Source organism: Klebsiella sp. CN_Kp088 (assembly GCF_040064335.1).
Lineage (GTDB): Bacteria > Pseudomonadota > Gammaproteobacteria > Enterobacterales > Enterobacteriaceae > Klebsiella > Klebsiella aerogenes.
In genome coordinates, this window is record NZ_JBEAIQ010000015.1 from 154158 (window position 1) to 176754 (window position 22597).

The 22597-nt window shown below is 57.3% G+C and carries 22 protein-coding genes and 1 riboswitch; of the genes, 10 read left to right on the top strand and 12 right to left on the bottom strand.

Going from position 1 to position 22597, the window contains the following annotated elements; all coding sequences use genetic code 11:
• Nucleotides 1–91: 91 nt before the first annotated feature.
• Both dtpB and uspA read right to left on the bottom strand, forming a co-directional pair.
• On the bottom strand, nucleotides 92–1564 hold the full coding sequence (gene dtpB, locus ABLV08_RS05885) for a dipeptide/tripeptide permease DtpB (protein WP_020077742.1): 1473 nt from the start codon (nucleotides 1562–1564) through the stop codon (nucleotides 92–94).
• A 266-nt stretch (nucleotides 1565–1830) separates the two neighbouring features.
• Nucleotides 1831–2268, bottom strand: coding sequence for a universal stress protein UspA (gene uspA, locus ABLV08_RS05890; protein WP_004145166.1), 438 nt, complete (start codon nucleotides 2266–2268; stop codon nucleotides 1831–1833).
• A 383-nt stretch (nucleotides 2269–2651) separates the two neighbouring features.
• On the opposite strand from uspA, the gene uspB reads away from it, so the two are divergent.
• Nucleotides 2652–2987 carry a universal stress protein UspB gene (gene uspB / locus ABLV08_RS05895; protein WP_015703743.1) on the top strand — a complete coding sequence of 112 codons (336 nt, stop codon included), beginning with the start codon at nucleotides 2652–2654 and terminating at the stop codon, nucleotides 2985–2987.
• 65 nt (nucleotides 2988–3052) lie between these two features.
• Here uspB and pitA read toward each other — a convergent pair whose 3' ends face one another.
• The gene (gene pitA / locus ABLV08_RS05900) at nucleotides 3053–4549 is read right to left on the bottom strand and encodes an inorganic phosphate transporter PitA (RefSeq protein ID WP_015369272.1); all 1497 of its coding nucleotides are present in this window, start codon (nucleotides 4547–4549) and stop codon (nucleotides 3053–3055) included.
• Between the two features lie 230 nt (nucleotides 4550–4779).
• Between pitA and ABLV08_RS05905 the strand changes: the two genes are divergently transcribed.
• Nucleotides 4780–5973 (top strand): NAD(P)/FAD-dependent oxidoreductase, encoded by a 1194-nt coding sequence (locus ABLV08_RS05905; RefSeq protein WP_149271326.1) that lies wholly within the window; start codon nucleotides 4780–4782, stop codon nucleotides 5971–5973.
• Nucleotides 5974–6013: 40 nt separating this feature from the next.
• Here ABLV08_RS05905 and ABLV08_RS05910 read toward each other — a convergent pair whose 3' ends face one another.
• The 8 genes from ABLV08_RS05910 to ABLV08_RS05945 form a co-directional block, all read right to left on the bottom strand.
• Complete coding sequence (locus tag ABLV08_RS05910) at nucleotides 6014–7027, bottom strand: magnesium transporter (protein WP_348855655.1); 1014 nt, start codon at nucleotides 7025–7027, stop codon at nucleotides 6014–6016.
• Nucleotides 7028–7083: 56 nt separating this feature from the next.
• Nucleotides 7084–7265: riboswitch (M-box (ykoK) riboswitch) on the bottom strand.
• 115 nt (nucleotides 7266–7380) lie between these two features.
• A complete protein-coding gene (gene nikR, locus ABLV08_RS05915; RefSeq protein ID WP_032715261.1) occupies nucleotides 7381–7794 on the bottom strand; it encodes a nickel-responsive transcriptional regulator NikR in 414 nt (137 codons plus the stop codon).
• Nucleotides 7782–8573 (bottom strand): nickel import ATP-binding protein NikE, encoded by a 792-nt coding sequence (gene nikE, locus ABLV08_RS05920; RefSeq protein WP_045365080.1) that lies wholly within the window; start codon nucleotides 8571–8573, stop codon nucleotides 7782–7784. The genes nikR and nikE overlap by 13 nt, the downstream gene beginning before the upstream one ends.
• Nucleotides 8570–9334 carry a nickel import ATP-binding protein NikD gene (locus ABLV08_RS05925; protein WP_045365077.1) on the bottom strand — a complete coding sequence of 255 codons (765 nt, stop codon included), beginning with the start codon at nucleotides 9332–9334 and terminating at the stop codon, nucleotides 8570–8572. The genes nikE and ABLV08_RS05925 overlap by 4 nt, the downstream gene beginning before the upstream one ends.
• Nucleotides 9334–10167: a nickel ABC transporter permease subunit NikC gene (gene nikC / locus ABLV08_RS05930; RefSeq protein WP_015369278.1), complete on the bottom strand. Its 834-nt coding sequence runs from the start codon at nucleotides 10165–10167 to the stop codon at nucleotides 9334–9336. Before nikC ends, ABLV08_RS05925 begins: the two co-directional genes overlap by 1 nt.
• On the bottom strand, nucleotides 10164–11108 hold the full coding sequence (gene nikB / locus ABLV08_RS05935; RefSeq protein ID WP_045386598.1) for a nickel ABC transporter permease subunit NikB: 945 nt from the start codon (nucleotides 11106–11108) through the stop codon (nucleotides 10164–10166). The genes nikC and nikB overlap by 4 nt, the downstream gene beginning before the upstream one ends.
• A complete protein-coding gene (gene nikA, locus ABLV08_RS05940) occupies nucleotides 11108–12676 on the bottom strand; it encodes a nickel ABC transporter substrate-binding protein (protein ID WP_348855656.1) in 1569 nt (522 codons plus the stop codon). The genes nikB and nikA overlap by 1 nt, the downstream gene beginning before the upstream one ends.
• Nucleotides 12677–12793: 117 nt before the next feature.
• The gene (locus tag ABLV08_RS05945; RefSeq protein ID WP_348855657.1) at nucleotides 12794–13654 is read right to left on the bottom strand and encodes a LysR family transcriptional regulator; all 861 of its coding nucleotides are present in this window, start codon (nucleotides 13652–13654) and stop codon (nucleotides 12794–12796) included.
• 97 nt (nucleotides 13655–13751) lie between these two features.
• Here ABLV08_RS05945 and ABLV08_RS05950 point away from each other — a divergent pair, with 97 nt between their 5' ends.
• The 8 genes from ABLV08_RS05950 (at nucleotide 13752) to arnF (ending at nucleotide 22025) form a co-directional block, all read left to right on the top strand.
• A complete protein-coding gene (locus ABLV08_RS05950; RefSeq protein WP_161799875.1) occupies nucleotides 13752–14258 on the top strand; it encodes a phenolic acid decarboxylase in 507 nt (168 codons plus the stop codon).
• A gap of 391 nt (nucleotides 14259–14649) precedes the next feature.
• Nucleotides 14650–15789, top strand: a complete 1140-nt coding sequence (gene arnB / locus ABLV08_RS05955; RefSeq protein WP_116289661.1) for a UDP-4-amino-4-deoxy-L-arabinose aminotransferase — start codon at nucleotides 14650–14652, stop codon at nucleotides 15787–15789.
• A 1-nt stretch (nucleotide 15790) separates the two neighbouring features.
• Complete coding sequence (gene arnC, locus ABLV08_RS05960) at nucleotides 15791–16774, top strand: undecaprenyl-phosphate 4-deoxy-4-formamido-L-arabinose transferase (protein WP_015369284.1); 984 nt, start codon at nucleotides 15791–15793, stop codon at nucleotides 16772–16774.
• Entirely contained in the window at nucleotides 16771–18756 is a 1986-nt protein-coding gene (gene arnA, locus ABLV08_RS05965) for a bifunctional UDP-4-amino-4-deoxy-L-arabinose formyltransferase/UDP-glucuronic acid oxidase ArnA (protein ID WP_116289662.1), read from the top strand. The genes arnC and arnA overlap by 4 nt, the downstream gene beginning before the upstream one ends.
• Nucleotides 18753–19655, top strand: a complete 903-nt coding sequence (gene arnD / locus ABLV08_RS05970; protein ID WP_213200122.1) for a 4-deoxy-4-formamido-L-arabinose-phosphoundecaprenol deformylase — start codon at nucleotides 18753–18755, stop codon at nucleotides 19653–19655. The genes arnA and arnD overlap by 4 nt, the downstream gene beginning before the upstream one ends.
• Nucleotides 19652–21307: a lipid IV(A) 4-amino-4-deoxy-L-arabinosyltransferase gene (gene arnT, locus ABLV08_RS05975; RefSeq protein ID WP_348855659.1), complete on the top strand. Its 1656-nt coding sequence runs from the start codon at nucleotides 19652–19654 to the stop codon at nucleotides 21305–21307. Before arnD ends, arnT begins: the two co-directional genes overlap by 4 nt.
• The gene (gene arnE, locus ABLV08_RS05980; protein WP_048229937.1) at nucleotides 21304–21642 is read left to right on the top strand and encodes a 4-amino-4-deoxy-L-arabinose-phosphoundecaprenol flippase subunit ArnE; all 339 of its coding nucleotides are present in this window, start codon (nucleotides 21304–21306) and stop codon (nucleotides 21640–21642) included. Before arnT ends, arnE begins: the two co-directional genes overlap by 4 nt.
• Complete coding sequence (arnF, locus tag ABLV08_RS05985) at nucleotides 21642–22025, top strand: 4-amino-4-deoxy-L-arabinose-phosphoundecaprenol flippase subunit ArnF (protein WP_032713142.1); 384 nt, start codon at nucleotides 21642–21644, stop codon at nucleotides 22023–22025. The genes arnE and arnF overlap by 1 nt, the downstream gene beginning before the upstream one ends.
• Here the strand turns inward: arnF and acpT are convergent.
• On the bottom strand, nucleotides 22009–22596 hold the full coding sequence (gene acpT / locus ABLV08_RS05990; RefSeq protein WP_048229938.1) for a 4'-phosphopantetheinyl transferase AcpT: 588 nt from the start codon (nucleotides 22594–22596) through the stop codon (nucleotides 22009–22011). The two genes, arnF and acpT, sit on opposite strands and share 17 nt — an antisense overlap.
• Nucleotide 22597: the final 1 nt, after the last annotated feature.

Below are 22597 nucleotides of genomic sequence, written 5' to 3' on the forward strand. Positions count from 1 at the left end.
AAGCGCCTTATCCGGGCTACCAAATTGTAGCGCGAGCCGGGAACGGCAATATTTAAACAAACGGCGCCAGCGGATCGGCCATCTCAAACGGTTACTCGGCGCTGGCCGGGGTATTAATCATCCGGTTCAGCCATGGCACCATAAAGGCCATCACCACCGTCACCGCCAGGGTCACGAGGCCAATTTTACTAAACACGTTGGTGTAGATCGGCAGCGTCTGCAGCGGGTCGGTTATATTTTCTGGTACCGCGGTGAAGGTCGCGACATAGCCGCCCATCAGGAACGCGGCGGCCTGAGTCAGGAACCACATCCCCAGAATAAAGCCCATCAGCCGCTGCGGAACCAGCGCGGCAACCATCGCCAGGCCCAGGGCGCTAATCAGCAGTTCGCCGAGACTCTGGAACAGATAAACCAGCACGATAAACCATGGCGAAGTGAGCCCCTGCGGGTCAGCAAACCACATCCCGGCCGCCGCGGCGGTCAGGAAGCCCAGCGCGCAGAGGAACATTCCGAGAGTGAATTTCATCGGCATGGTCAGGTCTTTACCTTTGTTGCCAAGACGGGTGTAGATAGCCGCCAGTACCGGGCTGGCGACCACCACCCAGAACGGGTTCAATGCCTGGAAACTCACCGGGTTAATTGCGATGCCGAGAATGTCGTGATGCACGTTATTGATGGCGAAGAAGTTCAGCGAGGTTGGCATCTGGGCATACAGGATATAAAACACCACCGCTTCGAGCATCAGGATGAAGGCGACGAACATCTTGTTGCGGCCGGTTTTATCGAGGCGGAAAGCTTCGCGGAAGAAGAAAATCGTCACCACGATGGACAGCACGATCAGCACCAGGTTGGCGATTTTAACGTTATGCATCAGCCAGGCGCAGAGGAAAATCATCACCACGGTGCCGACCAGCACGTACAGCAGATTACGGAAACTCAGCGGCTGATGATCCGGGGTTGAACCGATATCTTTCACCATTCCGCGGCAGGCGAAGTAGACCAGCAGCGCGACGATAAGCCCGGCGCCGCACAGATTGTAGGTCACCGCATAGCCGAACTTATCGGCAATAACCGGCGCCAGCGACAGCGAGAGCAGCGAACCGATGTTAATCGACATATAAAACAGGGTGAAGGCGCCGTCGAGACGGGCATCTTTAGGCGGATAGCATTTTGATAGCAGGCTCGCGGGATTGGCTTTAAACAGCCCGTTGCCGACGGCGATAGTGCCAAGCGCGATAAAGATAAGGTCGGGTTTGAGCAGCGACAGACCGGTCATAAAATAGCCGATTGCCAACACGATGGCGCCGAGCACCAGCGTGCGTTTGGTTCCAAGCAGATGGTCACCGACATAGCCGCCGATGGAAATGAGGCCGTAGACCAGCGCCGCAAAGGCGCCAAAGGTGATAAATGCCTGTTCCTGAGAGAAACCAAGCTGTTTAACAAAGAACACCGCCAGGATGCCCTGGACGCCGTAATAGCCAAAACGCTCCCATAACTCTACAAAAAAAATCATGAAGAACGGACGGGGTTGCTGTAGCAAACCCGTAGGTGCAGTTGTTTTCATATTCCTTCGCCTTTTAGTGCTATCCCAAAAAGTATGAACGCGTCTGCCAAAACGCGCCGAAAAAGTCTGATGACCCATGATGATGCGGCCATTGGCTGAATGTATAGATTATTATATAGATATTAATTCTAATAAATGGTTGATCACACTAACCGATATTAACTATCTGGATTGATATCCTGATGGGGTCGATGGGATTCAGGTGGGATGTAGCATAAAAACAAAAACGCCCGCAGGCGCGGGCGTTGGCTGGCGAGGAAAAGCGATTATTCGTCTTCTTCGTCGCGCAGCGGTACGATCAGCATATCAACGTGAACGGTGTTGATCAGCTGACGCGCGGAGGACATCAGCTTGCTCCAGAAGTCCTGATGGTGACCGCAGACCACCAGATCCATATCATATTTTTTAATCGCGTCGACCAGCACCTGGCCAAGATCGCCGCTGCCGCTCAGGGTTTCGGTAATCGGGTAGCCAGCGTTGGTGGAAAGCTCGGTCAGCGCGTGGTGCGTCTCTTCAGAGATGCGTTTCTGCATGTCGCCCAGATTGACATCGATAAGACCGGTGTAGAGGTCGGAGTAATTCACATCCACGTGAATCAGGGAAACTTTCGCATTGTAGGGACGCGCCATAGAAACCGCTTTCTCTACCAGCACTTTGCTTTCCGGTGATAGGTCTACTGCAATAAGAATGTGTTTGTAAGCCATAGTGTTACTCCTTCCATAAGTTGTCGATGACCGTTGGACCAGACAGCCTGTGCTGTCGATTCGCCCGCGTCCTGCAAGCTAGATTCGCGGGGGGTAAGCCTTTAAGGACTTAATTGTAGAAGATAATTTCTACAATATAGCGCCCCTCGCACTCCGTCAATGCACCTGGTTCACCGTTAGTTAAACAAATTATTCCGTCTTACGTATTGATAACGATTAACCTTGTGGTAAAAAAATTAACTGATCTCCTACACTATTTAATGAGCCGGTCGGATAAATAAACGTGACCGGAATCGCACTCTTTTACTGTACGGTGGGTTGGATGATATTGGGGAGCGGTAGTCCCGGAGGGATCTCCGTGGATGGGTCGCCGGGGAGGAAGTATGATCAGCACTGTTGCGCTGTTTTGGGCCCTGTGTATCGTTTGTGTGGTGAATATGGCACGTTACTTCTCATCGTTGCGTGCATTATTGGTTGTGCTACGTGGTTGCGATCCCTTGCTCTATCAATATGTTGATGGCGGAGGTTTTTTCACCTCGCATGGGCAGCCCAGTAAACAAATGCGGCTGGTTTGGTATATCTATGCCCAACGATATCGCGATCATCATGATGACGAGTTTATTCGTCGCTGTGAGCGTGTTCGCCGGCAGTTCATCCTGACCAGCGCGCTGTGTGGTCTGGTGCTGGTGAGTATGATTGCACTGCTTATCTGGCATTGAGCTGCCTGAATTGAGTGCAAAAAAAATGGGCCAGTTTCCTGACCCATTTTTCGCATGGCTATTGCTTAGATAAGCTTCAGAGCCAGCCAGTACAGCACGCCTGACAGCAAAATGGCTGCCGGCAGGGTGAGTACCCATGCCATCAGGATGCTGGTGACGGTTTTCTTCTGCAGACCACCGCCATCAACGAGCATCGTCCCCGCAACCGAGGAAGAGAGCACGTGGGTGGTGGAAACCGGCATGCCGGTGTAGCTGGCAAGGCCGATAGAAACCGCGGCGGTCATCTGGGCGGACATACCTTGCGCGTAGGTCATACCCTTCTTACCAATCTTCTCGCCGATGGTGGTCGCCACGCGGCGCCAGCCGATCATGGTGCCAATACCCAGCGCCAGCGCGACCGCCATAATGATCCAGATTGGCGCGTACTCGATGGTGCTTAGCATATCGGTTTTCAGTTTCTTCAGCAGGCGCTGGTCGTCAGTGCTCACATCCGGCAGTTTGGCCACTTTGTCGGTGGTGTCGGAGATGCAGAGCATAATGCGACGCAGCTGGCCGCGCTGATCCACTGACAGTGTATCGTAGCTTTCCGTACCGGTGAGCATTGTCTTCACGCGGTCAAGCGCGTTGATGGTGTTCGCCGGATGGCAGTGAAACTCGCCGTTGGCCGCGGTATTGGTTTCCGGTGAAGGAACCAGTTGATCAACGCCGGTGGCTTTCTTCAGCAGCTCAGGGCGCTGTTGGAAGAAGGTTTCCACGTTGTTGACCGCATCGCGGGTACGAGTGATTTCGTAACCAGACGCGTTCATGTTGACCACGAAGCCCGCCGGCGCGACGCCAATCAGTACCAGCATGACCAGACCAATGCCTTTCTGCCCATCGTTGGCGCCGTGCGAGAACGACACGCCGATAGCGGACAGGATCAGCGCGATACGGGTCCAGAACGGCGGTTTTTTCTTACCGTCTTTCTTTTCGCGTTCCGCTGGGGTCAGGTGGATACGAGCGCGTTTTTTGGTACCGCTCCAGTAACGACGCAGAATGAAAATCAGGCCGCCCGCTACCACCAGGCCAACAATCGGCGAGACGATAAGTGAGGCAAAAATGCCGATGACTTTCGGGATATTCAGCGCATCCACCACTGAAGTACCGGTCATCAGCGCATTGGTTAAACCAATACCGATGATAGCGCCAATCAGGGTGTGAGAACTGGAGGCCGGTAGGCCGAAATACCAGGTTCCGAGGTTCCAGATGATTGCCGCCAGCAGCATAGAGAACACCATGGCGAGGCCATGTGCGGAACCCATGTTAAGCAGCAGGTCCGTTGGCAGCATATGCACGATGGCATAGGCTACGCTGAGACCGCCCAGCAGAACGCCGAAAAAGTTGAAGAGTGCCGCCATCGCAACAGCAAGCTGCGACCGCATTGCGCGAGTGTAAATCACCGTTGCAACTGCGTTTGCGGTATCATGAAAACCGTTAATCGCTTCGTAAAACAGTACAAAAGCTAAAGCAAGCAATAATAATAGTCCGGTATGTAAATCCAGACCGGCAAATAAATGTAGCATAGGACGTTACGCCATTTTGAGGACATGAACGCGGCGCATTATCAGTGACTTTAGCGGCGCGGGCAAAGTGAAATATAGACTTTTTTTGATTTTCTTCCTGTTTGGTTTCTACCCGGTTGGGAGTAATCCTATATCTTTCAAAGACGTAACTGAATGTTGTTTTTTTCGTGCTGGTGTGACCAGAGTGAAATATTTACAATTCCCGACAATTGGGGAATGAGGAAAGTTGAGTGGAAAGGTTTGATGCCATTGTGATCGGCGCCGGTGCGGCGGGAATGTTTTGTGCGGCGCAGGCGGGGCAGTTGGGCTGCCGGGTGCTGCTGCTCGATAATGGCAAAAAGCCGGGGCGCAAAATCCTGATGTCCGGCGGCGGCCGCTGCAACTTTACTAACATGTATGTCGAACCCGCGGCATATCTCAGCCAAAACCCGCATTTTTGCAAATCTGCGCTGGCGCGCTATACCCAGTGGGACTTTATCGAACTGGTTGGCAAATATGGTATTGCCTGGCATGAGAAGACCTTAGGTCAGCTGTTTTGCGATGATTCCGCGGAGCAAATCGTCAATCTGCTGCTGTCGGAATGTGAAAAAGGCGGCGTACAGATCCGTCTGCGCAGCGAAATTCTCAACGTCGAACGCGATGAACAAGGCTACCGGCTACAGGTGAACGGCGAAATGCTGACGGCGAAGAAGCTGGTGATCGCTTCCGGCGGCCTGTCGATGCCGGGACTGGGCGCGTCGCCGTTTGGTTACAAGGTGGCCGAACAGTTCGGTCTGAAGGTGCTGCCGACCCGCGCCGGGCTGGTGCCGTTTACCCTGCATAAACCGCTGCTTGAGCAGCTGCAGGTGCTTTCCGGCGTTTCGGTGCCCTCTACGATTACCGCCGAGAACGGTACGCTGTTTCGCGAAAACCTGCTGTTTACCCATCGTGGCCTTTCCGGCCCGGCGGTGCTGCAGATTTCCAGCTACTGGCAGCCCGGCGAGTTTGTCACCGTCAACCTGCTGCCGGACTGCGATCTTGAGGCGTTCCTCAACGAGCAGCGGGGCGCTCATCCCAACCAAAGCCTGAAAAACACCCTCGCGATGCAGCTGCCGAAGCGGCTGGTCGAATGTTTACAGCAGCTTGGGCAGATACCTGATGTGACACTGAAGCAACTGAACGTTCGCGATCAGCAGGCGCTGGTGGAGACGCTAACCGCGTGGCGCGTGCAGCCGAACGGAACTGAAGGTTATCGTACCGCGGAAGTGACCCTCGGCGGCGTGGATACCAATGAGCTTTCGTCACGCACCATGGAGGCGCGCAAAGCGCCGGGGCTTTACTTTATCGGTGAAGTGATGGACGTGACCGGCTGGCTTGGCGGCTATAACTTTCAATGGGCGTGGTCAAGCGCCTGGGCCTGCGCGCAGGCGCTGGCGGAAGCTTAATCAGAGAGCCCGGGGCACCCTGGCGCCCGGGCTGTTTCGATCAGTTCAACCCAAGAAAATACTGGGCGATTTTGAAATAGATAATCAGCCCGGTGCCATCTATCAGCGTGGCGATAAACGGCGCGGAAACCACCGCCGGGTCGATACCGATCCGCTTAAGCAGCATCGGAATAACCGAAGACACCACCGCGCTCCACAAAGTAATGCAGACCAGCGTCAGGCTGACGATCAGCGTGATTTCCATGCCAATCCCCATCATCCAGGCGCGCAGGCAGCCCGCCAGACCCAGGGTCAGGGCAATCAGAAACGAGGTCGACACCTCTTTGCGGATAACCCGTCCCATGTCACGTAAACGGACTTCACCCAGCGCCATCGAACGCACCAGCGTTGAGGTGATCTGAGTTCCGCTGTTGCCGCCGGTGCCGATCAGTAACGGGATGAAGAAGGCCAGTGCGATGGCCGATTCCAGCGCCTCTTCAAAATGCTGCAGCACGCTGCTGGTGTAGGCTTCGGCAACAAATAACAGTAGCAGCCAGACCGAGCGTTTCTTCCACAGCGTCCACGGACTGATTTCCAGATACGGTTTTTCCAGCGGTAGCGTCGCCCCCTGCAGCTGGGCGTCTTCGGTGACGTCATCCTCCAGCAGATGGGCAATTTCTTTTTCCATCAGGCAGCCGACCAGCTCGCCTTTATCGACAACCGGCACCAGATCGAGGCCGCGCTCGGTGAGTTCGGCAATAACCTGAGGGCGCTCATCGTCGGGTTTGACGCGAAACAGACAGCTGTCCATCAGGTAGCGAATAGACTGGCCTACCTCTGCCTCCTGCAAAAGTTTTTTGACTGATAAGCTGCCGCGCAGCTTGTTACCGGCGACGACAAATACCTGGCCGGGAATATCGTCGCTGGCGAGCTGCGAGATAAAGTGTTCACGCGCCTCATGGACGCTGAAATGTTCCTGCAGCGTAATAAAGTCGGTACGCATGTACTGGGCGATCGCATCGCCGTCGAAGCCAGAGGTCGCCTGATGCACGGCGCAGAGTTGAATGGAAGACATGATTAAAATCCCTATAAAAAATCACTCATAGGGGCGAACAAGACAGGGTTAGCGCAGGCAGATCCCTACGTCCTGGTTTTAGCACTGCATAACGTATCTGAACGGTTAATACCGCCAGAAGTTACCTTGGCAACACCTTGATTCGATGGAAGCCTGTATTTCCCTGAGTGGTCTCTCTCGATACCAACAGGGCGGTAACTTGTATTTATGCAGGAGCCTCGCCATAACGAGATCGTTAAATGAGGCGCCATTATTGGCGAACAGGGATAATTAACAAAGCGTATAGTTTATGTGGTTTATCAACTGTTGATAAACCACATAAATCATTCTCAATTTTTTATGGATTTAGCAGCTTAATTTTCAAGGTTTTTATCATCCCCTAAACACCGCAAATGCCCATGCCGCACACCGCGCTGGGCAATCACCTCGTCGGCAAAATGCTGTACTTCGTCCATGTTGCCTTTCAGCACCGCGATCTCCAGACAGTCATCATGATTGATGTGGACATGTAACGTGGCGACCGAGAGATCGTGATGCTGATGCGAAGAGGCGACCAGCCGGCTCGCCAGTTCGCGTTTTTCATGCTCATACACGTACGACAGGACCGCATAGCCGCGCTGCGCCGGCTGCTGTAGCGGATTATGGTGGAGCGCGTCACGCAGAATATCGCGCACCGCTTCCGAGCGGTTGTGGTACCCGCGGTGGGCGCTGTGCGCGTCGAGCGCGGCCAGCAGATCATCATCCAGAGTCAGGGTTACGCGCTGCATGGCATGGCCTCGTTAAGCAGAGTGCGGGGAAAGGGTGGGAGTACCGCACGCTGTAGCGCCTGTCCGGCAGCGGATGTAAGGCGCAGGGGCAGACTAACCGCGGCCGTTTCGACGATGCGTCCGCTATCCATCACCAGTACCCGCTGGCAAAAACGCTCCACCAGCCGCAGGTCGTGGGTAATAAACAGGCAGGCGGTGGCGAACTGCGCCTGCAGGCGTTTGAGCAGGGCGATAATATCCGCCTGAAGCATCAGATCGAGATTCGATACCGCTTCGTCGAGAATTAATAGCTGCGGCCCGACCACCAGCGCCCGCGCCAGGCACACGCGCTGCAGCTGTCCGCCGCTGAGCTGCGCCGGACGCTTGTCGAGCAGTGCCGGGGCGAGGTCAACCGCCAGCAGCATCTCCTCCACCCGCTGCATACGCTCTTCCCGCGATAAACTAAACAGGTGCCGCAGCGGTTCGCTGATAATCTCGCGCACCGTTTTGCGCGGATTCACTGCGCTAATGGCATCCTGAAACACCAGCTGAATATCGCGGCGAAAGGCGCCGATCGCCTCCCCCTTCAGGGAGGTCAGCGATGCGCCGCGCCAGGCGACCTCGCCATACCGCGGCGTTTCGAGACCGACCAGCATCCGCGCCAGGGTACTTTTGCCGCAGCCGCTGCGCCCGAGCAGCGCCACAGTTTCACCGAGGGCGATGTCGAACTGGATATCGCGCAATACCGCACCGTGGTGGGGATAATCGTGGCTCACTGCGTTCACGCTGAGTAAATTCATGGTGTTTTCTCCAGGCCATATAGCGCCAGATGGGCGGCCAGCAGGCGCTGGCTGAGCGGGTGCTGTGGGGCGCTAAATAGCGTGTTAACGTCGCAGCGTTCAACAAGACGGCCGTTTTCCATCACCGCCACGTCATGCGCCAGCCGGGCGACAACGCTCATATCATGGGTCACCAGCAGCAGCCCCTGCCCGCGGTTGGCGACGATATCCGCCAGCAGGTCGAGAATGCGCGCCTGGGCGACGGCATCAAGGTCGGTGGTCGGTTCGTCGGCGATGATAAACGGCGCGCGGCTGAGCAGGGCCAGGGCCACCATCATCCTTTGCAGCATGCCCCCGCTCATCTCGAAGGGATAGCGCTTGAGCAGCGAGAGCGGATTTTCCAGCCCCACCTCTTCCATCGCCGCCAGCAGCGCGACGTTATTGGCCTCGTGGCCCGCTGCCCGGCAGGTTTCCCGCGCATGCGCCGCCATGGTGTGCAGCGGATTAAAGGCGCTGCGCGGGTTTTGCATAATGGTGGCGATGGTCGCGCCGCGCAGCTGTTCACCGTATACCGGGATACCGTCGAGCAGCACCCGGCCCGCGGTTTGTCTGACGCCGGGCGGTAAAATGCCGAGCGTGGCGGCGCAGGTCAGCGATTTACCGCTGCCGCTACTGCCGAGCAGCGCCAGTACCTGACCGCGACGCAGGGTTAGGGAAACGTCGCTGACCAGCGGACGGTCGGCGACGAGCGAAAGTTGTTCCAGTTGGATCTTTTGCGGCATCAGTGGTTATGCTCCGCGATCAGCTGAGGATCGAGACGATCGCGCAGCGCGTCGCCCACCAGATTAAAAGCCATCACGCTGATAAACAGCGCCAGTCCGGGCCAGACCATTTGCAGCGGCTGCGTCCAGATGTACTGGCGGGCGTCGTTGATCATCACTCCCCATTCCGCCGTCGGCGCGCTGACGCCGAGGCCGAGGAATGACATCCCGGCTACGTGGAGCATCATATGACCGATATCCAGCGAGGCGAGCACCAGCAGCGAAGGGATCACCGCGCCGGCCAGATGGTCACGAAACAATGGCCAATGTCCCGCGCCGCTCAGGCGCGCGGCGAGAATAAACTCGCGCTGGCGCAGAGAGACCACCAGATTGCGCACCATCCTTGCGTACCAGGCCCAGTGCGACAGCGCAATGGCGATAATCACGTTGCTAAGACCGGTACCGAGTACACCGACCATAAAGAATGACAGTATTGAAGTCGGGAAGGTCATAAACAGCTCGGCCAGGCGCATCAGGCCGCGATCGACACGTCCGCCCACCATCCCGGCGGCGCCGCCCACCGTAAGGCCGATCAGCAGCACCAGCAGCAGGCAGGCCATCACCGCGCCCAGTGAGACGCGGGTGGCGGCGAGAAGGCGCGAGAAAATATCCCGCCCGAGATGATCGGTGCCGAGCCAGTGGGCGTCGCCCGGAGAGAGCAGACGTTGATGGAGATCGATGGCCGCCGGGTCATAGGGCAGCCACCAGCCGCTGCTCATGGCGATTGCCGCCAGCAGCGCAATAGTGAGTAGCGCCAGTTTTACCGGCCAGCGGAAGGTCGCGAACAGCGTCATACGGTGGCCTCCTCATGGCGGCGTAGGCGCGGATCGAGTGCGGCGTTAAGCAGGTCGACCGCCAGATTGGCCAGCACGAACACCGCCACCATCATCAGGGTAAAGCACTGGATCACTGGGTAGTCGCGATTGAATATCGCGGAAACCGCATAGCGACCGACGCCGGGCCAGGCGAAGATATTTTCGATGATCATCGTCCCGCCGATCAGCTCGCCGATGTGCATACCCAGCGCCGTCACTACCGGCAACGTCGCGTTACGCAGCACGTGTCGCCGCTCCACCTGACCCTCGCTCAGCCCGCGCAGACGCGCCCAGACCACGTGGCGCTGGCTGGACACTTCCAGCATGCTGGCGCGCAGCAGACGGGCATTGATCGCCAGCGACATCAGGGCGATGGAAAACGCCGGTAGCAGCAGATGTCGCCAGCCGCCGTAGCCCATCGCCGGTAGCCAGCGCAGATGGACGGAAAAGAGCATTACCAGCAAAAATGCCAGCCAGAAGTTGGGCATTGAGACGCCGAGGAAGGCAATCAATCGTACGGCGAAATCAGGCAAGCGGTCGCGATGCCGCGCCGCCCAGATCCCCAGCGGTAGCGAGGTCAGCAGAATAATCACCAGCGCCGCGCCGGTGAGCTGCAGCGTCGCGGGCAGAAAATGCAGCAGGTCGTCCAGCACCGGGCGCTGGCTGGCGTAGGAGACGCCAAAATCGAGATGCAGCGCGCGCCACAGCCAGTGTAGATACTGCAGCGCCAGCGGCTGATTGAGCCCGAGCTGCTCGCGGGTAGCGGCAATCATTTCGCTGGTAGGCGGCACGTTGGAGAGACGCAGATAGTCCAGTGCCGGGTCGCCGGCGCCAAGACGTAATAACAGGAAGATGATCGCCGAGGCGGCAAGCAGCATCAGCGGTAGCGGTAGCAGGCGGCGAAGAAGATATTTCAACATCATGGCGCCACCGGCGTAATGAGATCTAACGGCAGATCGGTGGTCACCGGCGCGAAGGGCACTTCGCCGAGCGTTTTGCGGGCGACGGACATCAGCGAGACGTAGCTTATCGGCAGATAGACCGCTTCGTTGTGCAGACGGGTGAGGATATCGCGATACAGTTCGCGACGGCGGCCCTCGTCGGTGGTAGTCAGGACCTCGCCGATCTCTTTATCAATCTCTGCTTTATCCGGCAGTCCGCGCTGCGCCTGATAATCGGCGTGCGAAGCGACGCGCATTGAGCTCATAAACGCGTGCGGGTCGAACGGCGCGCCCCAGGTATGGTTGAAGATCATCGTGAAGCGGCCATCGTGCTGGCGGGCATAGATACTGCTCTCCTCTTCGCCGACCAGCCCGACATCGATACCTACCTGGCGCAGATCGGCCTGGATGATTTCCGCCATCGACTTAGCCAGCGCATCGGTGCCGATAAAAGCCAGTTCAAGTCGCAACGGGCGCCCGTCTTTTTCACGAATATCCTTGCCGGGCGTTAGCGTCCAGCCGGCGTTTTCCAGCAGAGTACGGGCCTTATCCGGATTGAAGCGGCGCGGCGGCAGGTCATCCGGCGCGTAAGGTACCGAGGGCGCGAAAAGCGTGTCGGCGACCTGTTGGGTGCCGTACAGCACGCCGTCAATAAGCGCCTGTTTATTGACGGCATAGTTAAGCGCCTCGCGTACCGCTAAATCATTCGTGGGCGCTTGCAGCGTATTGAGCGCCAGCATCACGGTTTGCGTCGGGGCGGAAAGACGCGTGCGATACTCGTCCTGCTGGCGAAAACGGGCGAACGTATCCAGCGGTAGTAGCCCTTCATCACCGTACAGCAGATCAACTTCACCGGTTTCAAAGGCGACCGCCCGGCTGGTGGCGTCGGGGATCACTTTCACGGTGACTTTCTCAAGCGCCGGTTTTTTGCCCCAGTAGCGCGGGTTGCGTACCAGCACATCCTGCTGATTAAGCTGCGAACTGGACAGCATCCACGGACCGGTGCCGATGGGCGCTTTGATGCCTCGCTGCGTACTACCGTCAACAAACTGCGAGGGGGCGATAAAACGAAACGGGCGGGGAAGGGCGAGTTCCTGCAGGAACGGGTAGTAGGCGCTTTTCAGGGTGATTTGTAGTTCGTTATCGCTGAGCGCTTGAACGTCGGTTATCTGATTGGTCAACTCCAGCCAGGCGTGCCGCTGGCGGTTGGCCAGCACCGCCTGGAAATTGGCCACTGCGGCCTGGGCGTTAAACGGTTCGCCGTTGGAGAAGTAGACATCATCGCGCAGGGTGAAACGCCAGATTTTACCATCGGCTGAGTGAAGCCAGCGGGTAGCCAGCCAGGGTGTAACCCGGCCATCGGCCTGATATTTGACTAACGGCTCATACACCATACTTTGGGCGAACATTTGGTTTGGCGTATACAGATGTGGATTGAGAGGACCGACGTTAACCGGCCAGGCGATGGCGATTTCATGCATGGCGGCGGGCGCGAGCAGAGGAATGCAGGCGCAGAGCGCCAGCAAGGTGGTGCGGAAAATAGACAAGGTTTACATCCAGAAGGAACGAAAAGTATGACGATTTTAATAATTTGTCATACTTAAGGAGTAACCTGGATCAATATGATGGGAGAAAACCATAACAAAATCATATGTAGCGTAAGATTACGATTGTCTTAACAAATCCAGCAGGGTGGTGACCTGTTCATCGAGCGGCGCCAGGTCCCGCTTCACTATCAAATGCAGCGGCGTGGCGCGGCGGGCGCCATGGCTCAGCGGCAGCGCTTTCAGCACGCCCCGTTCCAGGTGTGCGCGTATCCGCTCTTCCGGCAACCAGCCGAATCCCACCTGATACAGTACCGCATCAATGGCGGCATCAATGGTAGAAAAGGTCCAGGCATCGCGGGTGGATGAGGCGTCGCCGCTACGGTCGGCAATGCGGATCAGCGGCCAGGGGGCCAGCGCGTTGTCGTCCAGCGGTTCTTCCGATTGCGACAGCGGATGGTCGCGATGGGCGACCGCAATAAAATCGATATTCATCAGCCATTCGCCGCGTCCGGTAATATCCTGGCGACGCGTTAAGACCATCACATCGGCCTCGCTGCGGGCGGCGCTTGCCTCATCGACGTTTTCCAGCACTTCGGTCAGCCGAACCTGAGTTTGCGGGTAGCGTTGCTGAAACTGACGCAGAATGGCGAAGAGCCGCTGGCGGGGAAAAATGCTGTCGACGACCAGATCCAGGCGGGTGCGCGCGCCGTTGCGCAGCGTCGCGGCGTGGGTCTCAACCCACGAAAAGGCCTTCAGTAGTGGTTTCACCTGATTAAGTAGCAGTTCGCCAGCGGGCGTCAGCACCGCCCGTCGCCCGGACGGCGCCAGCAGCGCCACCCCTAAACGTTCCTGCAGCAGCGCCAGGTTATAGCTCACCGAAGACTGGCTGCGGTTGGTCTCTTCCGCGGCTTTGGCAAAGCTGCCCAGCTCAATCACCTTTTCCAATAGCGCCCATTGTTCCAGCGTGGTCTTGTGCATGATTCATCTAAAAATTAGATTATTTTCATCCAAACATAGCGTTATTCATTCAATTTTTAAAGCCGTATTCTTACCTCAACGAAACAGAGGAGAATAAATAATGAGCACTTTTGACAAACATGACCTCAGCGGCTTTATCGGTAAACATCTGGTTTATACCTACGACAACGGCTGGAACTACGAAATTTACGTTAAAAATGGCACCACTCTGGACTATCGTATTCACAGCGGTATCGTTGCTAATCGTTGGGTGAAAGACCAGCATGCGTACATCGTGCGGGTAGGCGAAAGCATTTATAAAATTTCCTGGACTGAACCAACCGGTACCGACGTCAGCCTGATCGTCAACCTGGGCGACAAACTGTTCCACGGCACCATTTTCTTCCCCCGCTGGATCATGAATAACCCGGAAAAAACCGTCTGCTTCCAGAACGATCATATTCCGTTAATGAACGCTTATCGTGACGCCGGCCCGGCCTACCCGACCGAAGTGATTGATGAATTCGCGACTATCACTTTTGTTCGTGATTGTGGCCCGGATAATAACGATGTTATTAATTGCCCGGCTAATGAATTACCCGCAGATTTTCCTGCAAACTTGTAATACAGCAGAAATAATTCTGTGATCTAACGCTAATTTTTCCGCTAGATTAAAACGTAAAAAAATATTTATTACGGGATGGTTGACGATTCGTTTACTTTCATCCGTTAAGCCCCAGTTTTCTCTATGAAACTGGGGCTTCTTGCTGTTATCTCCTGCTATAATGAATTATATCTATATGATTTTCATGGATATATTACTATTCTCACGAAAAATATTAATTTCTTAATATTATCCTAAGCAACAGCGACTAGATTTAAAACCGTCGAAATACCCTGGAATGAAATGTGGCGGTGAACCGACTTCATTTTCATTTTGTTTAAGTCTGCTGGCGCAGGATATTTCTTTCTACCGGCCCCCTTTTTTAGTGGGCTATTAATAGAACAGGAAAAAGATGAGCGAATTTCTGCCGTTTTCGCGCCCGTCGATGGGCGACGCAGAGCTGGCTGCGCTGCGTGAAGTTTTGCAATCAGGATGGATCACTACCGGTCCTAAAAACCAGGCGCTGGAAGAGGCGTTTTGCCAACTGACCGGCAACCGCCACGCCATCGCCGTCAGCTCCGCTACCGGCGGTATGCACGTTACGCTAATGGCGATGGGCATTGGCCCTGGCGACGAAGTGATCACCCCTTCGCAAACCTGGGTCTCGACGCTGAATATGATCTGTCTGCTGGGCGCTACGCCGGTGATGATCGATGTCGACCACGACAATTTGATGATTACCCCTGAGGCGGTGGAAGCAGCGATCACTTCGCGGACGAAAGCGATTATACCCGTCCACTACGCGGGCGCGCCTGCGGATATCGACGCGATCCGCGCCGTTGGCGAGCGCCACGGTATTCCGGTTATCGAAGATGCCGCGCATGCCGCGGGGACGCACTATAAAGGCCGCCACGTCGGCTGGCGCGGCACCGCGATTTTCTCGTTCCACGCGATCAAAAATATGACCTGCGCTGAAGGGGGGCTTATCGTCACCGATGATGACGAGTTGGCTTCCCGCATCCGCAGCCTCAAATTCCACGGCCTGGGCGTTGACGCCTACGACCGTCAGACCCACGGCCGCGCGCCGCAGGCGGAAGTGATGACTCCCGGCTTCAAATACAATCTGGCCGATATCAACGCCGCGCTGGCGCTGGTGCAGCTGGATAAGCTGGCGCAGGCGAATCAACGTCGCGCTGAAATCGCCCAACGCTACCTGCGCGAGCTGGCGGATACCCCCTTTAAGCCGCTGACCATTCCGGCATGGGATCACCAGCACGCCTGGCACCTGTTTATTATCCGCGTTGATGAAGTGGCCTGCGGCATCAGCCGCGATGCCCTGATGGAAAAACTCAAAGCCATGGGTATAGGCACCGGTCTGCACTTCCGCGCGGCCCATACGCAAAAGTATTACCGCGAGCGTTTTCCTGAAGTTTCGTTACCGAATACCGAATGGAACAGCGCGCGCATTTGTTCCATCCCGCTGTTCCCGGATATGACCGACGACGATGTCACCCGCGTCATTACCGCGCTGCATCAGTTGTCAGGACGTTGATATGCTTACTTATCCTCCCGTAAAAAAAGTCTCGGTGGTTATCCCGGTTTATAACGAACAGGATAGTCTGCCGGAGCTGCTGCGTCGTACCGACGCCGCCTGTGCGACGCTAGGGCGCCAATATGAAATTCTGCTGATCGACGACGGCAGCAGCGACGATTCCGCGCGCATGCTGACCGAGGCCGCCGAAGCCGAAGGCAGCCACGTGGTGGCGGTGCTGTTGAACCGCAACTACGGCCAGCACTCGGCGATTATGGCCGGTTTCAGCCATGTCACCGGCGATCTGATCATCACCCTCGATGCCGACTTGCAAAACCCGCCGGAAGAGATCCCGCGGCTGGTGGCAAAAGCCGATGAAGGCTATGACGTGGTCGGTACCGTGCGCCAGAACCGTCAGGACAGCATCTTCCGTAAATCTGCCTCGAAGATGATTAACCGCCTGATTCAGCGAACCACCGGTAAAGCCATGGGCGATTACGGCTGCATGTTGCGTGCCTATCGCCGCCATATCATCGACGCCATGCTCAACTGCCATGAGCGCAGCACCTTTATCCCGATTCTGGCGAATACCTTCGCCCGCCGGGCGGTCGAGATCCCGGTGATGCACGCCGAGCGCGAATTCGGCGACTCCAAATATAGCTTCATGCGTCTGATTAACCTGATGTATGACCTGGTGACCTGTCTGACCACCACCCCGCTGCGTTTACTGAGTATTTTCGGCAGTGTGATAGCCCTGTTGGGCTTCGCCTTCGGCCTGCTGCTGGTGGTGCTGCGTCTGGCCTTCGGTCCGCAATGGGCGGCGGAAGGGGTGTTCATGCTCTTCGCCGTGCTGTTCATGTTCATCGGCGCCCAGTTTGTCGGTATGGGCCTGCTCGGGGAGTATATCGGCCGCATCTATAACGATGTTCGCGCCCGCCCCCGTTACTTTATTCAACGTGTTGTTCGCCAGCCGGAAACGGCGTCTCAAGAGGAAGATCGTTCATGAAAGCAGTAGTCTTCGCTTATCACGATATGGGTTGCGCAGGTATTCAGTCACTGCTGGATGCCGGGTATGACATCGCCGCTATTTTCACCCATCCGGATAACCCTGGCGAAAACCAATTCTTTGGTTCCGTTGCCCGCATTGCCGCCGAGCAAGGTATCCCGGTATGGGCGCCGGAAGATGTTAACCATCCGCTGTGGATTGAACGTATTCGCGAGATGAAGCCGGATGTGCTGTTCTCGTTCTACTACCGCAACCTGCTGTGCGATGAGATCCTGAATATCGCGCCGAAGGGGGCTTTCAACCTGCATGGTTCTCTGCTGCCGAAATACCGCGGTCGCGCGCCGCTGAATTGGGTACTGGTCAACGGCGAAAGCGAAACCGGCGTGACCCTGCACCGGATGGTTAACCGCGCCGACGCGGGCGATATCGTCGCTCAACAAGCTGTGGCTATCGGCCCGGATGACGCGGCGCTGGCGCTGCACCGTAAGCTGTGCGCCGCCGCCTCCGATCTGCTGGGCCAGGCGCTGCCGGCTATTTGTGAGGGTAAGACTGAGGAGCGGGCGCAGGACCACAGCCAGGCGACCTACGTTGGCCGTCGTACCCCGGAAGACGGGCGTCTCGATTGGGACAAACCGGCGCAGACTCTGCACAACCTGGTGCGCGCGGTATCCGATCCGTGGCCGGGCGCCTTCGCCTATGCCGGCGCGAACAAATTTATCGTCTGGAAATCCCGCGTGCGCGCCGATCTGCCGACGGCGAAGCCCGGCACCGTTATCTCCGTCGCGCCGCTAGTGGTTGCCTGTCAGCAGGGGGCGCTGGAAATCGTCACCGGCCAGACCGAACGCGGCGTTTACATGCAGGGCGCCCAGCTGGCGCAGGCGCTGGGGCTGGTGACCAGCGCGGTGCTGAGCAGCAAACCGGTGGTGGCGGTGAAGCGCCGTACCCGCGTGCTGATCCTCGGCGTCAACGGCTTTATCGGTAACCACCTGACCGAGCGCCTGTTGCAGGACGACAACTATGAGATTTACGGCCTGGATATCGGCTCCGACGCCATCAGCCGTTTCCTTGACTGCCCGCGTTTCCACTTCGTTGAAGGCGATATCAGCATTCACTCCGAGTGGATCGAATACCACATTAAGAAATGCGACGTGGTACTGCCGCTGGTCGCGATCGCGACGCCTATCGAATACACCCGTAACCCGCTGCGCGTGTTCGAACTGGATTTCGAAGAGAACCTGAAGATCATCCGTGACTGCGTGAAATACAATAAGCGCATTATCTTCCCGTCGACCTCGGAAGTGTACGGCATGTGCACCGACAAAAACTTCGACGAAGATAATTCCAATCTGGTGGTCGGGCCGATCAACAAACAGCGTTGGATCTACTCGGTTTCTAAACAGCTGCTGGACCGCGTGATCTGGGCCTATGGCGATAAGAACGGCCTCAAGTTCACCCTGTTCCGTCCGTTCAACTGGATGGGGCCGCGTCTGGATAACCTTAATGCCGCACGTATCGGTAGCTCCCGCGCCATCACTCAGCTGATCCTCAACCTGGTGGAAGGTTCGCCGATTAAGCTTATCGAAGGCGGCAAACAGAAGCGCTGCTTCACCGATATCAGCGACGGTATCGAAGCGTTGTTCCGCATCATTGAGAACAAAGATGGTCGCTGCGATGGTCAGATCATCAACATCGGTAACCCGGAAAACGAAGCTAGCATCAAAGAGCTGGCGGAAATGCTGCTCGCCTGCTTCGAGCGCCATCCGCTGCGCGATCGCTTCCCGCCGTTCGCCGGCTTCCGCGAAGTGGAAAGCAGCGATTACTACGGTAAAGGCTACCAGGACGTTGAGCATCGTAAACCGAGCATTCGCAACGCGAAACGCTGCCTGAACTGGGAACCGACCGTCGAGATGGAAGAGACCGTTGAACACACTCTGGACTTCTTCCTGCGCACCGTTGAGCTCACGGACGATAAAAACTCATGAAACAAGTCGGCTTACGCATAGATGTCGATACCTTTCGCGGGACGCGTGATGGCGTACCGCGGCTGCTGGCCCTGCTGGGCAAGCACGGGATTCAGGCAAGCTTCTTTTTCAGCGTCGGGCCGGACAATATGGGGCGCCATTTATGGCGCCTGGTAAAACCGAAGTTTCTGTGGAAAATGCTGCGCTCCAACGCGGCCTCGCTGTATGGCTGGGATATTCTGCTGGCCGGCACCGCGTGGCCGGGGCGCAGGATTGGCGCGGGTAACGAAGAGGTTATTCGCGCCGCCGCGCACATCCATGAAGTGGGCCTGCACGCCTGGGACCACTACAGCTGGCAAGCGTGGAGCGGCGTCTGGCCGCAGGAACGTCTGACGCTGGAAATTGAACGCGGTCTGCTCGAACTGGAACGCATTATCGGCCGCCCGGTGACCTGCTCCGCCGTCGCCGGCTGGCGTGCCGACCAGCGGGTGGTAAAAGCGAAAGAATCCTTCGATTTCCTCTACAACAGCGATTGTCGCGGCACGCGGCCATTCCTGCCGCAGATTGGCGGCGGGGCCTCCGGCACCGTACAAATTCCGGTGACGCTTCCCACCTGGGATGAAGTCGTCGGTAGCGCCGTCGATACCGCTGGCTTCAACCGCTATCTGCTGGACTGCATTCATCGTGACAAGGGAACGCCGGTCTATACCATCCACGCCGAAGTGGAAGGCATTGCCTGTGCCGATCAGTTCGATGCGCTGCTGACCATGGCGGAGGAAGAAGAAATACAATTTTGCCCACTGAGCCAGCTGCTGCCCGCTGACTTTAGCGAGCTGCCGTCAGGCAAAGTGGTCCGTGGTGAGCTGGCTGGCCGGGAAGGTTGGCTTGGACGTGAACAATTACTGGGCTCGGGTGTATGAAAAGCATTCGTTATGGCATCTCTCTGGTTGTACTCTTTGCGCTGTATTACTTATTGCCGCTGAATTTCCGTTTGCTGTGGCAGCCTGATGAAACCCGTTACGCGGAGATCAGCCGTGAGATGCTGGCCTCCGGCGACTGGGTGGTGCCGCACCTGCTGGGCCTGCGTTACTTTGAAAAGCCGATTGCCGGTTACTGGATTAACAGTATTGGCCAGTGGCTATTTGGTCATAATAACTTTGGCGTGCGTTTCGGTTCGGTCTTCGCCATTACCGTCAGCGCGTTGCTGGTGGCGTGGCTGGCGTGGCGTATTTTCCGCGATAAACGCGTGGCGATCCTGTCGCCGGTTATCTTCCTGACCGCGATGCTGGTATACGGTATTGGAACCTATGCGGTGCTGGATCCGATGATCACCATGTGGCTGGCGCTGGCGATGTGCAGCTTCTGGGGAGCCTCCCAGGCGCAGAGCCGCAGCGGGAAGATGTTGGGTTATGTCCTGCTGGGAGTCGCCTGCGGTATGGGGGTGATGACCAAGGGCTTCCTCGCGCTGGCGGTACCGGTGGTTGGCGTGCTGCCGTGGGTGATGGCGCGTAAACGCTGGCGCGAAGTGCTGACCTACGGCTGGCTGGCGGTGGCGGTCTGTACGTTGGTGGTGCTGCCGTGGGGATTGGCTATTGCCAATCGCGAACCCGATTTCTGGCGCTATTTCTTCTGGGTCGAGCATATTCAGCGTTTCGCTGAGAAAGACGCGCAGCATAAAGCGCCGTTCTGGTACTACATTCCGTTCCTGATTGCCGGCAGCCTGCCGTGGTTGGCGCTGTTACCGGGCGCGCTGAAGCGCGGCTGGAGCGAGCGCGATGATGCCCGAGGCGCGCTGTATCTGTTAGGCTGGATAGCGATGCCGTTCCTGTTCTTCAGCATCGCCAAGGGAAAACTGCCGACCTACATTCTGCCGTGCTTTATGCCGCTGTCGATTTTGATGGCCCGCTACGCGCTGGATGCCGCGAAGGCGGGGGCGAAAGCGCTGCGCATCAACGGCATGATCAACCTCGGTTTTGGTCTGATCGGCCTGGTCGCCGTGCTGGTGGTCTCACCGTTGGGCGTCATGCATAAGCCGGTGTGGACCAGGATAGAGTTGTATAAATGTCTGCTGGCGGCGATTGCCTTTGCCGTATGGGCGCTGATGGGCTGGCTGGCGATAAAAGACAATGGTCGTCGCTGGACGCTGGCCGCCATCTGTCCGCTGGGACTGGCGCTGCTGGTGGGCTTCGCTATCCCGGATCGGGTTATCGACAGCAAACAGCCGCAGTTTCTGGTGGATATTGTTAGCGAATCGCTGGCGCCAAGCCGCTATGTACTGACCAACAGCGTCGGTATCGGCGCGGGGCTGGCGTGGGAGCTCAAGCGTGACGACATCATCCTGTATGAAAGGCAGGGGGAGCTAAAATATGGCCTCGGCTGGCCGGATGCGCAGAGCAAATTCGTGGCGACTCAAGCTTTTGCTGATTGGCTGGCGGCGCACCGCCAGCAGGGACCGATCTCACTGGTGCTGCGGATGGATAAAGGTGAAACGATGAACGAACTGGCGTTACCGAAACCTGATAACTCCTACGTGCTGGGGCGCGTGGTATTTATTCAGTATCTGCCGCAATGAGTGTCTGGTTCTGTCTGGTACTCGCCAGCCTGCTTAGCTGCGCCGGCCAGCTGTGCCAGAAGCAGGCGACCCGGCCGTCCCGTAGCGGGCGGCGCGGGCGGCATATTTTGCTGTGGCTGGGCTTAGCCCTGCTGGCGCTCGGCGGCGGTATGCTGCTGTGGCTGGGGGTGCTGCAGGCGATCCCGGTCGGTATCGCTTATCCGATGCTGAGCCTCAATTTTGTCTGGGTAACGCTGGCGGCATGGGGTATCTGGCGCGAGCCGGTGGCGCGCCGCCACTGGCTTGGCGTCGGGCTGATCGTCGTCGGCATCGCCGTTCTGGGGAGTAGCGTCTGATGGGGTTAATCTGGGCGTTATTGAGCGTCGGGCTGGTCAGCGGCGCGCAGCTGTTACTGCGCAGCGCGATGGTCGAGCTGCCGCCATTGACCGATATCCTGACCTTTCTCAATCATCTACTGCATTTGCGCACCGGTACCTTCAGCCTGGGTTTCGGCCTGGTTGGCTATCTGCTGTCGATGGTCTGCTGGTATTTCGCGCTACACCGCTTACCGCTGGCCAAAGCTTACGCGCTGCTCAGCCTGAGCTACATTCTGGTGTGGGCCGCCGCCATCTGGCTGCCCGGCTGGCACGAGCCGTTTTACTGGCAATCGCTGCTGGGCGTGCTGATTATTATCGCCGGCGTGCTGACTATCTTCTGGCCGGTCAAGCCGCGCCGTTGAAACATTGAATGTGCGCCGCCGTCAGCGAGAACGGCGTTGGCGTACAGACCGCAATACTTAACCCTTGATACTGAATCTGGCTTAATGACAGCGCGTCGCGAAAGGCACTGTCAACAGAGGCCATCTGCCAGGCGCTGCCGCCGCGTTGCTTTACCAGCGCTTCTTTGCGCGTCCAGATTCGCCAAAAGGCGGCTAGCTGCCCCTCCGGCGGTTCGCGCTCCAGTTCCTGATGCTCGCCCTCGCTAAACAGGGCGTTGGCCAACCGCTGCCAGCCGTTGCGCGGGCGAATGACTTCGATATCGCAGCCAACCTCGCCTTCATCGCTCAGCAGCAGGGCAATTTGGTCGCCGCTGTGGCTAAGGTTAAACCACCGCCCGCAGCCGGGCGGGAAGGCCGGTTTGCCCTGCTCGCCATACGCAATATCCACCAGCGGGGCCACCGCATGCGCCAGCAGCGCGCGCCCGGCAAGCCAGCTTGCCCGCCGCGGGCCATCAGGGGCCTGGGCCGCTAACCCAGTCGGTAACGGCAGGGCGCTAAGCGTTGAGATTTGGCCAAGGATAAGCTGATACATT

Coding starts and splice junctions, on each gene's coding strand:
- ABLV08_RS05945 (WP_348855657.1), bottom strand. CDS start 13,654: ATGCACAAGACCACGCTGGAACAATGGGCGCTATTGGAAAAGGTGATT.
- arnC (WP_015369284.1), top strand. CDS start 15,791: ATGCTTACTTATCCTCCCGTAAAAAAAGTCTCGGTGGTTATCCCGGTT.
- ABLV08_RS05925 (WP_045365077.1), bottom strand. CDS start 9,334: ATGCCGCAAAAGATCCAACTGGAACAACTTTCGCTCGTCGCCGACCGT.
- uspB (WP_015703743.1), top strand. CDS start 2,652: ATGATCAGCACTGTTGCGCTGTTTTGGGCCCTGTGTATCGTTTGTGTG.
- nikE (WP_045365080.1), bottom strand. CDS start 8,573: ATGAATTTACTCAGCGTGAACGCAGTGAGCCACGATTATCCCCACCAC.
- arnT (WP_348855659.1), top strand. CDS start 19,652: ATGAAAAGCATTCGTTATGGCATCTCTCTGGTTGTACTCTTTGCGCTG.
- arnD (WP_213200122.1), top strand. CDS start 18,753: ATGAAACAAGTCGGCTTACGCATAGATGTCGATACCTTTCGCGGGACG.
- nikC (WP_015369278.1), bottom strand. CDS start 10,167: ATGACGCTGTTCGCGACCTTCCGCTGGCCGGTAAAACTGGCGCTACTC.
- arnE (WP_048229937.1), top strand. CDS start 21,304: ATGAGTGTCTGGTTCTGTCTGGTACTCGCCAGCCTGCTTAGCTGCGCC.
- ABLV08_RS05910 (WP_348855655.1), bottom strand. CDS start 7,027: ATGTCTTCCATTCAACTCTGCGCCGTGCATCAGGCGACCTCTGGCTTC.
- uspA (WP_004145166.1), bottom strand. CDS start 2,268: ATGGCTTACAAACACATTCTTATTGCAGTAGACCTATCACCGGAAAGC.
- dtpB (WP_020077742.1), bottom strand. CDS start 1,564: ATGAAAACAACTGCACCTACGGGTTTGCTACAGCAACCCCGTCCGTTC.
- arnF (WP_032713142.1), top strand. CDS start 21,642: ATGGGGTTAATCTGGGCGTTATTGAGCGTCGGGCTGGTCAGCGGCGCG.
- acpT (WP_048229938.1), bottom strand. CDS start 22,596: ATGTATCAGCTTATCCTTGGCCAAATCTCAACGCTTAGCGCCCTGCCG.
- pitA (WP_015369272.1), bottom strand. CDS start 4,549: ATGCTACATTTATTTGCCGGTCTGGATTTACATACCGGACTATTATTA.
- nikR (WP_032715261.1), bottom strand. CDS start 7,794: ATGCAGCGCGTAACCCTGACTCTGGATGATGATCTGCTGGCCGCGCTC.
- arnA (WP_116289662.1), top strand. CDS start 16,771: ATGAAAGCAGTAGTCTTCGCTTATCACGATATGGGTTGCGCAGGTATT.
- nikB (WP_045386598.1), bottom strand. CDS start 11,108: ATGTTGAAATATCTTCTTCGCCGCCTGCTACCGCTACCGCTGATGCTG.
- arnB (WP_116289661.1), top strand. CDS start 14,650: ATGAGCGAATTTCTGCCGTTTTCGCGCCCGTCGATGGGCGACGCAGAG.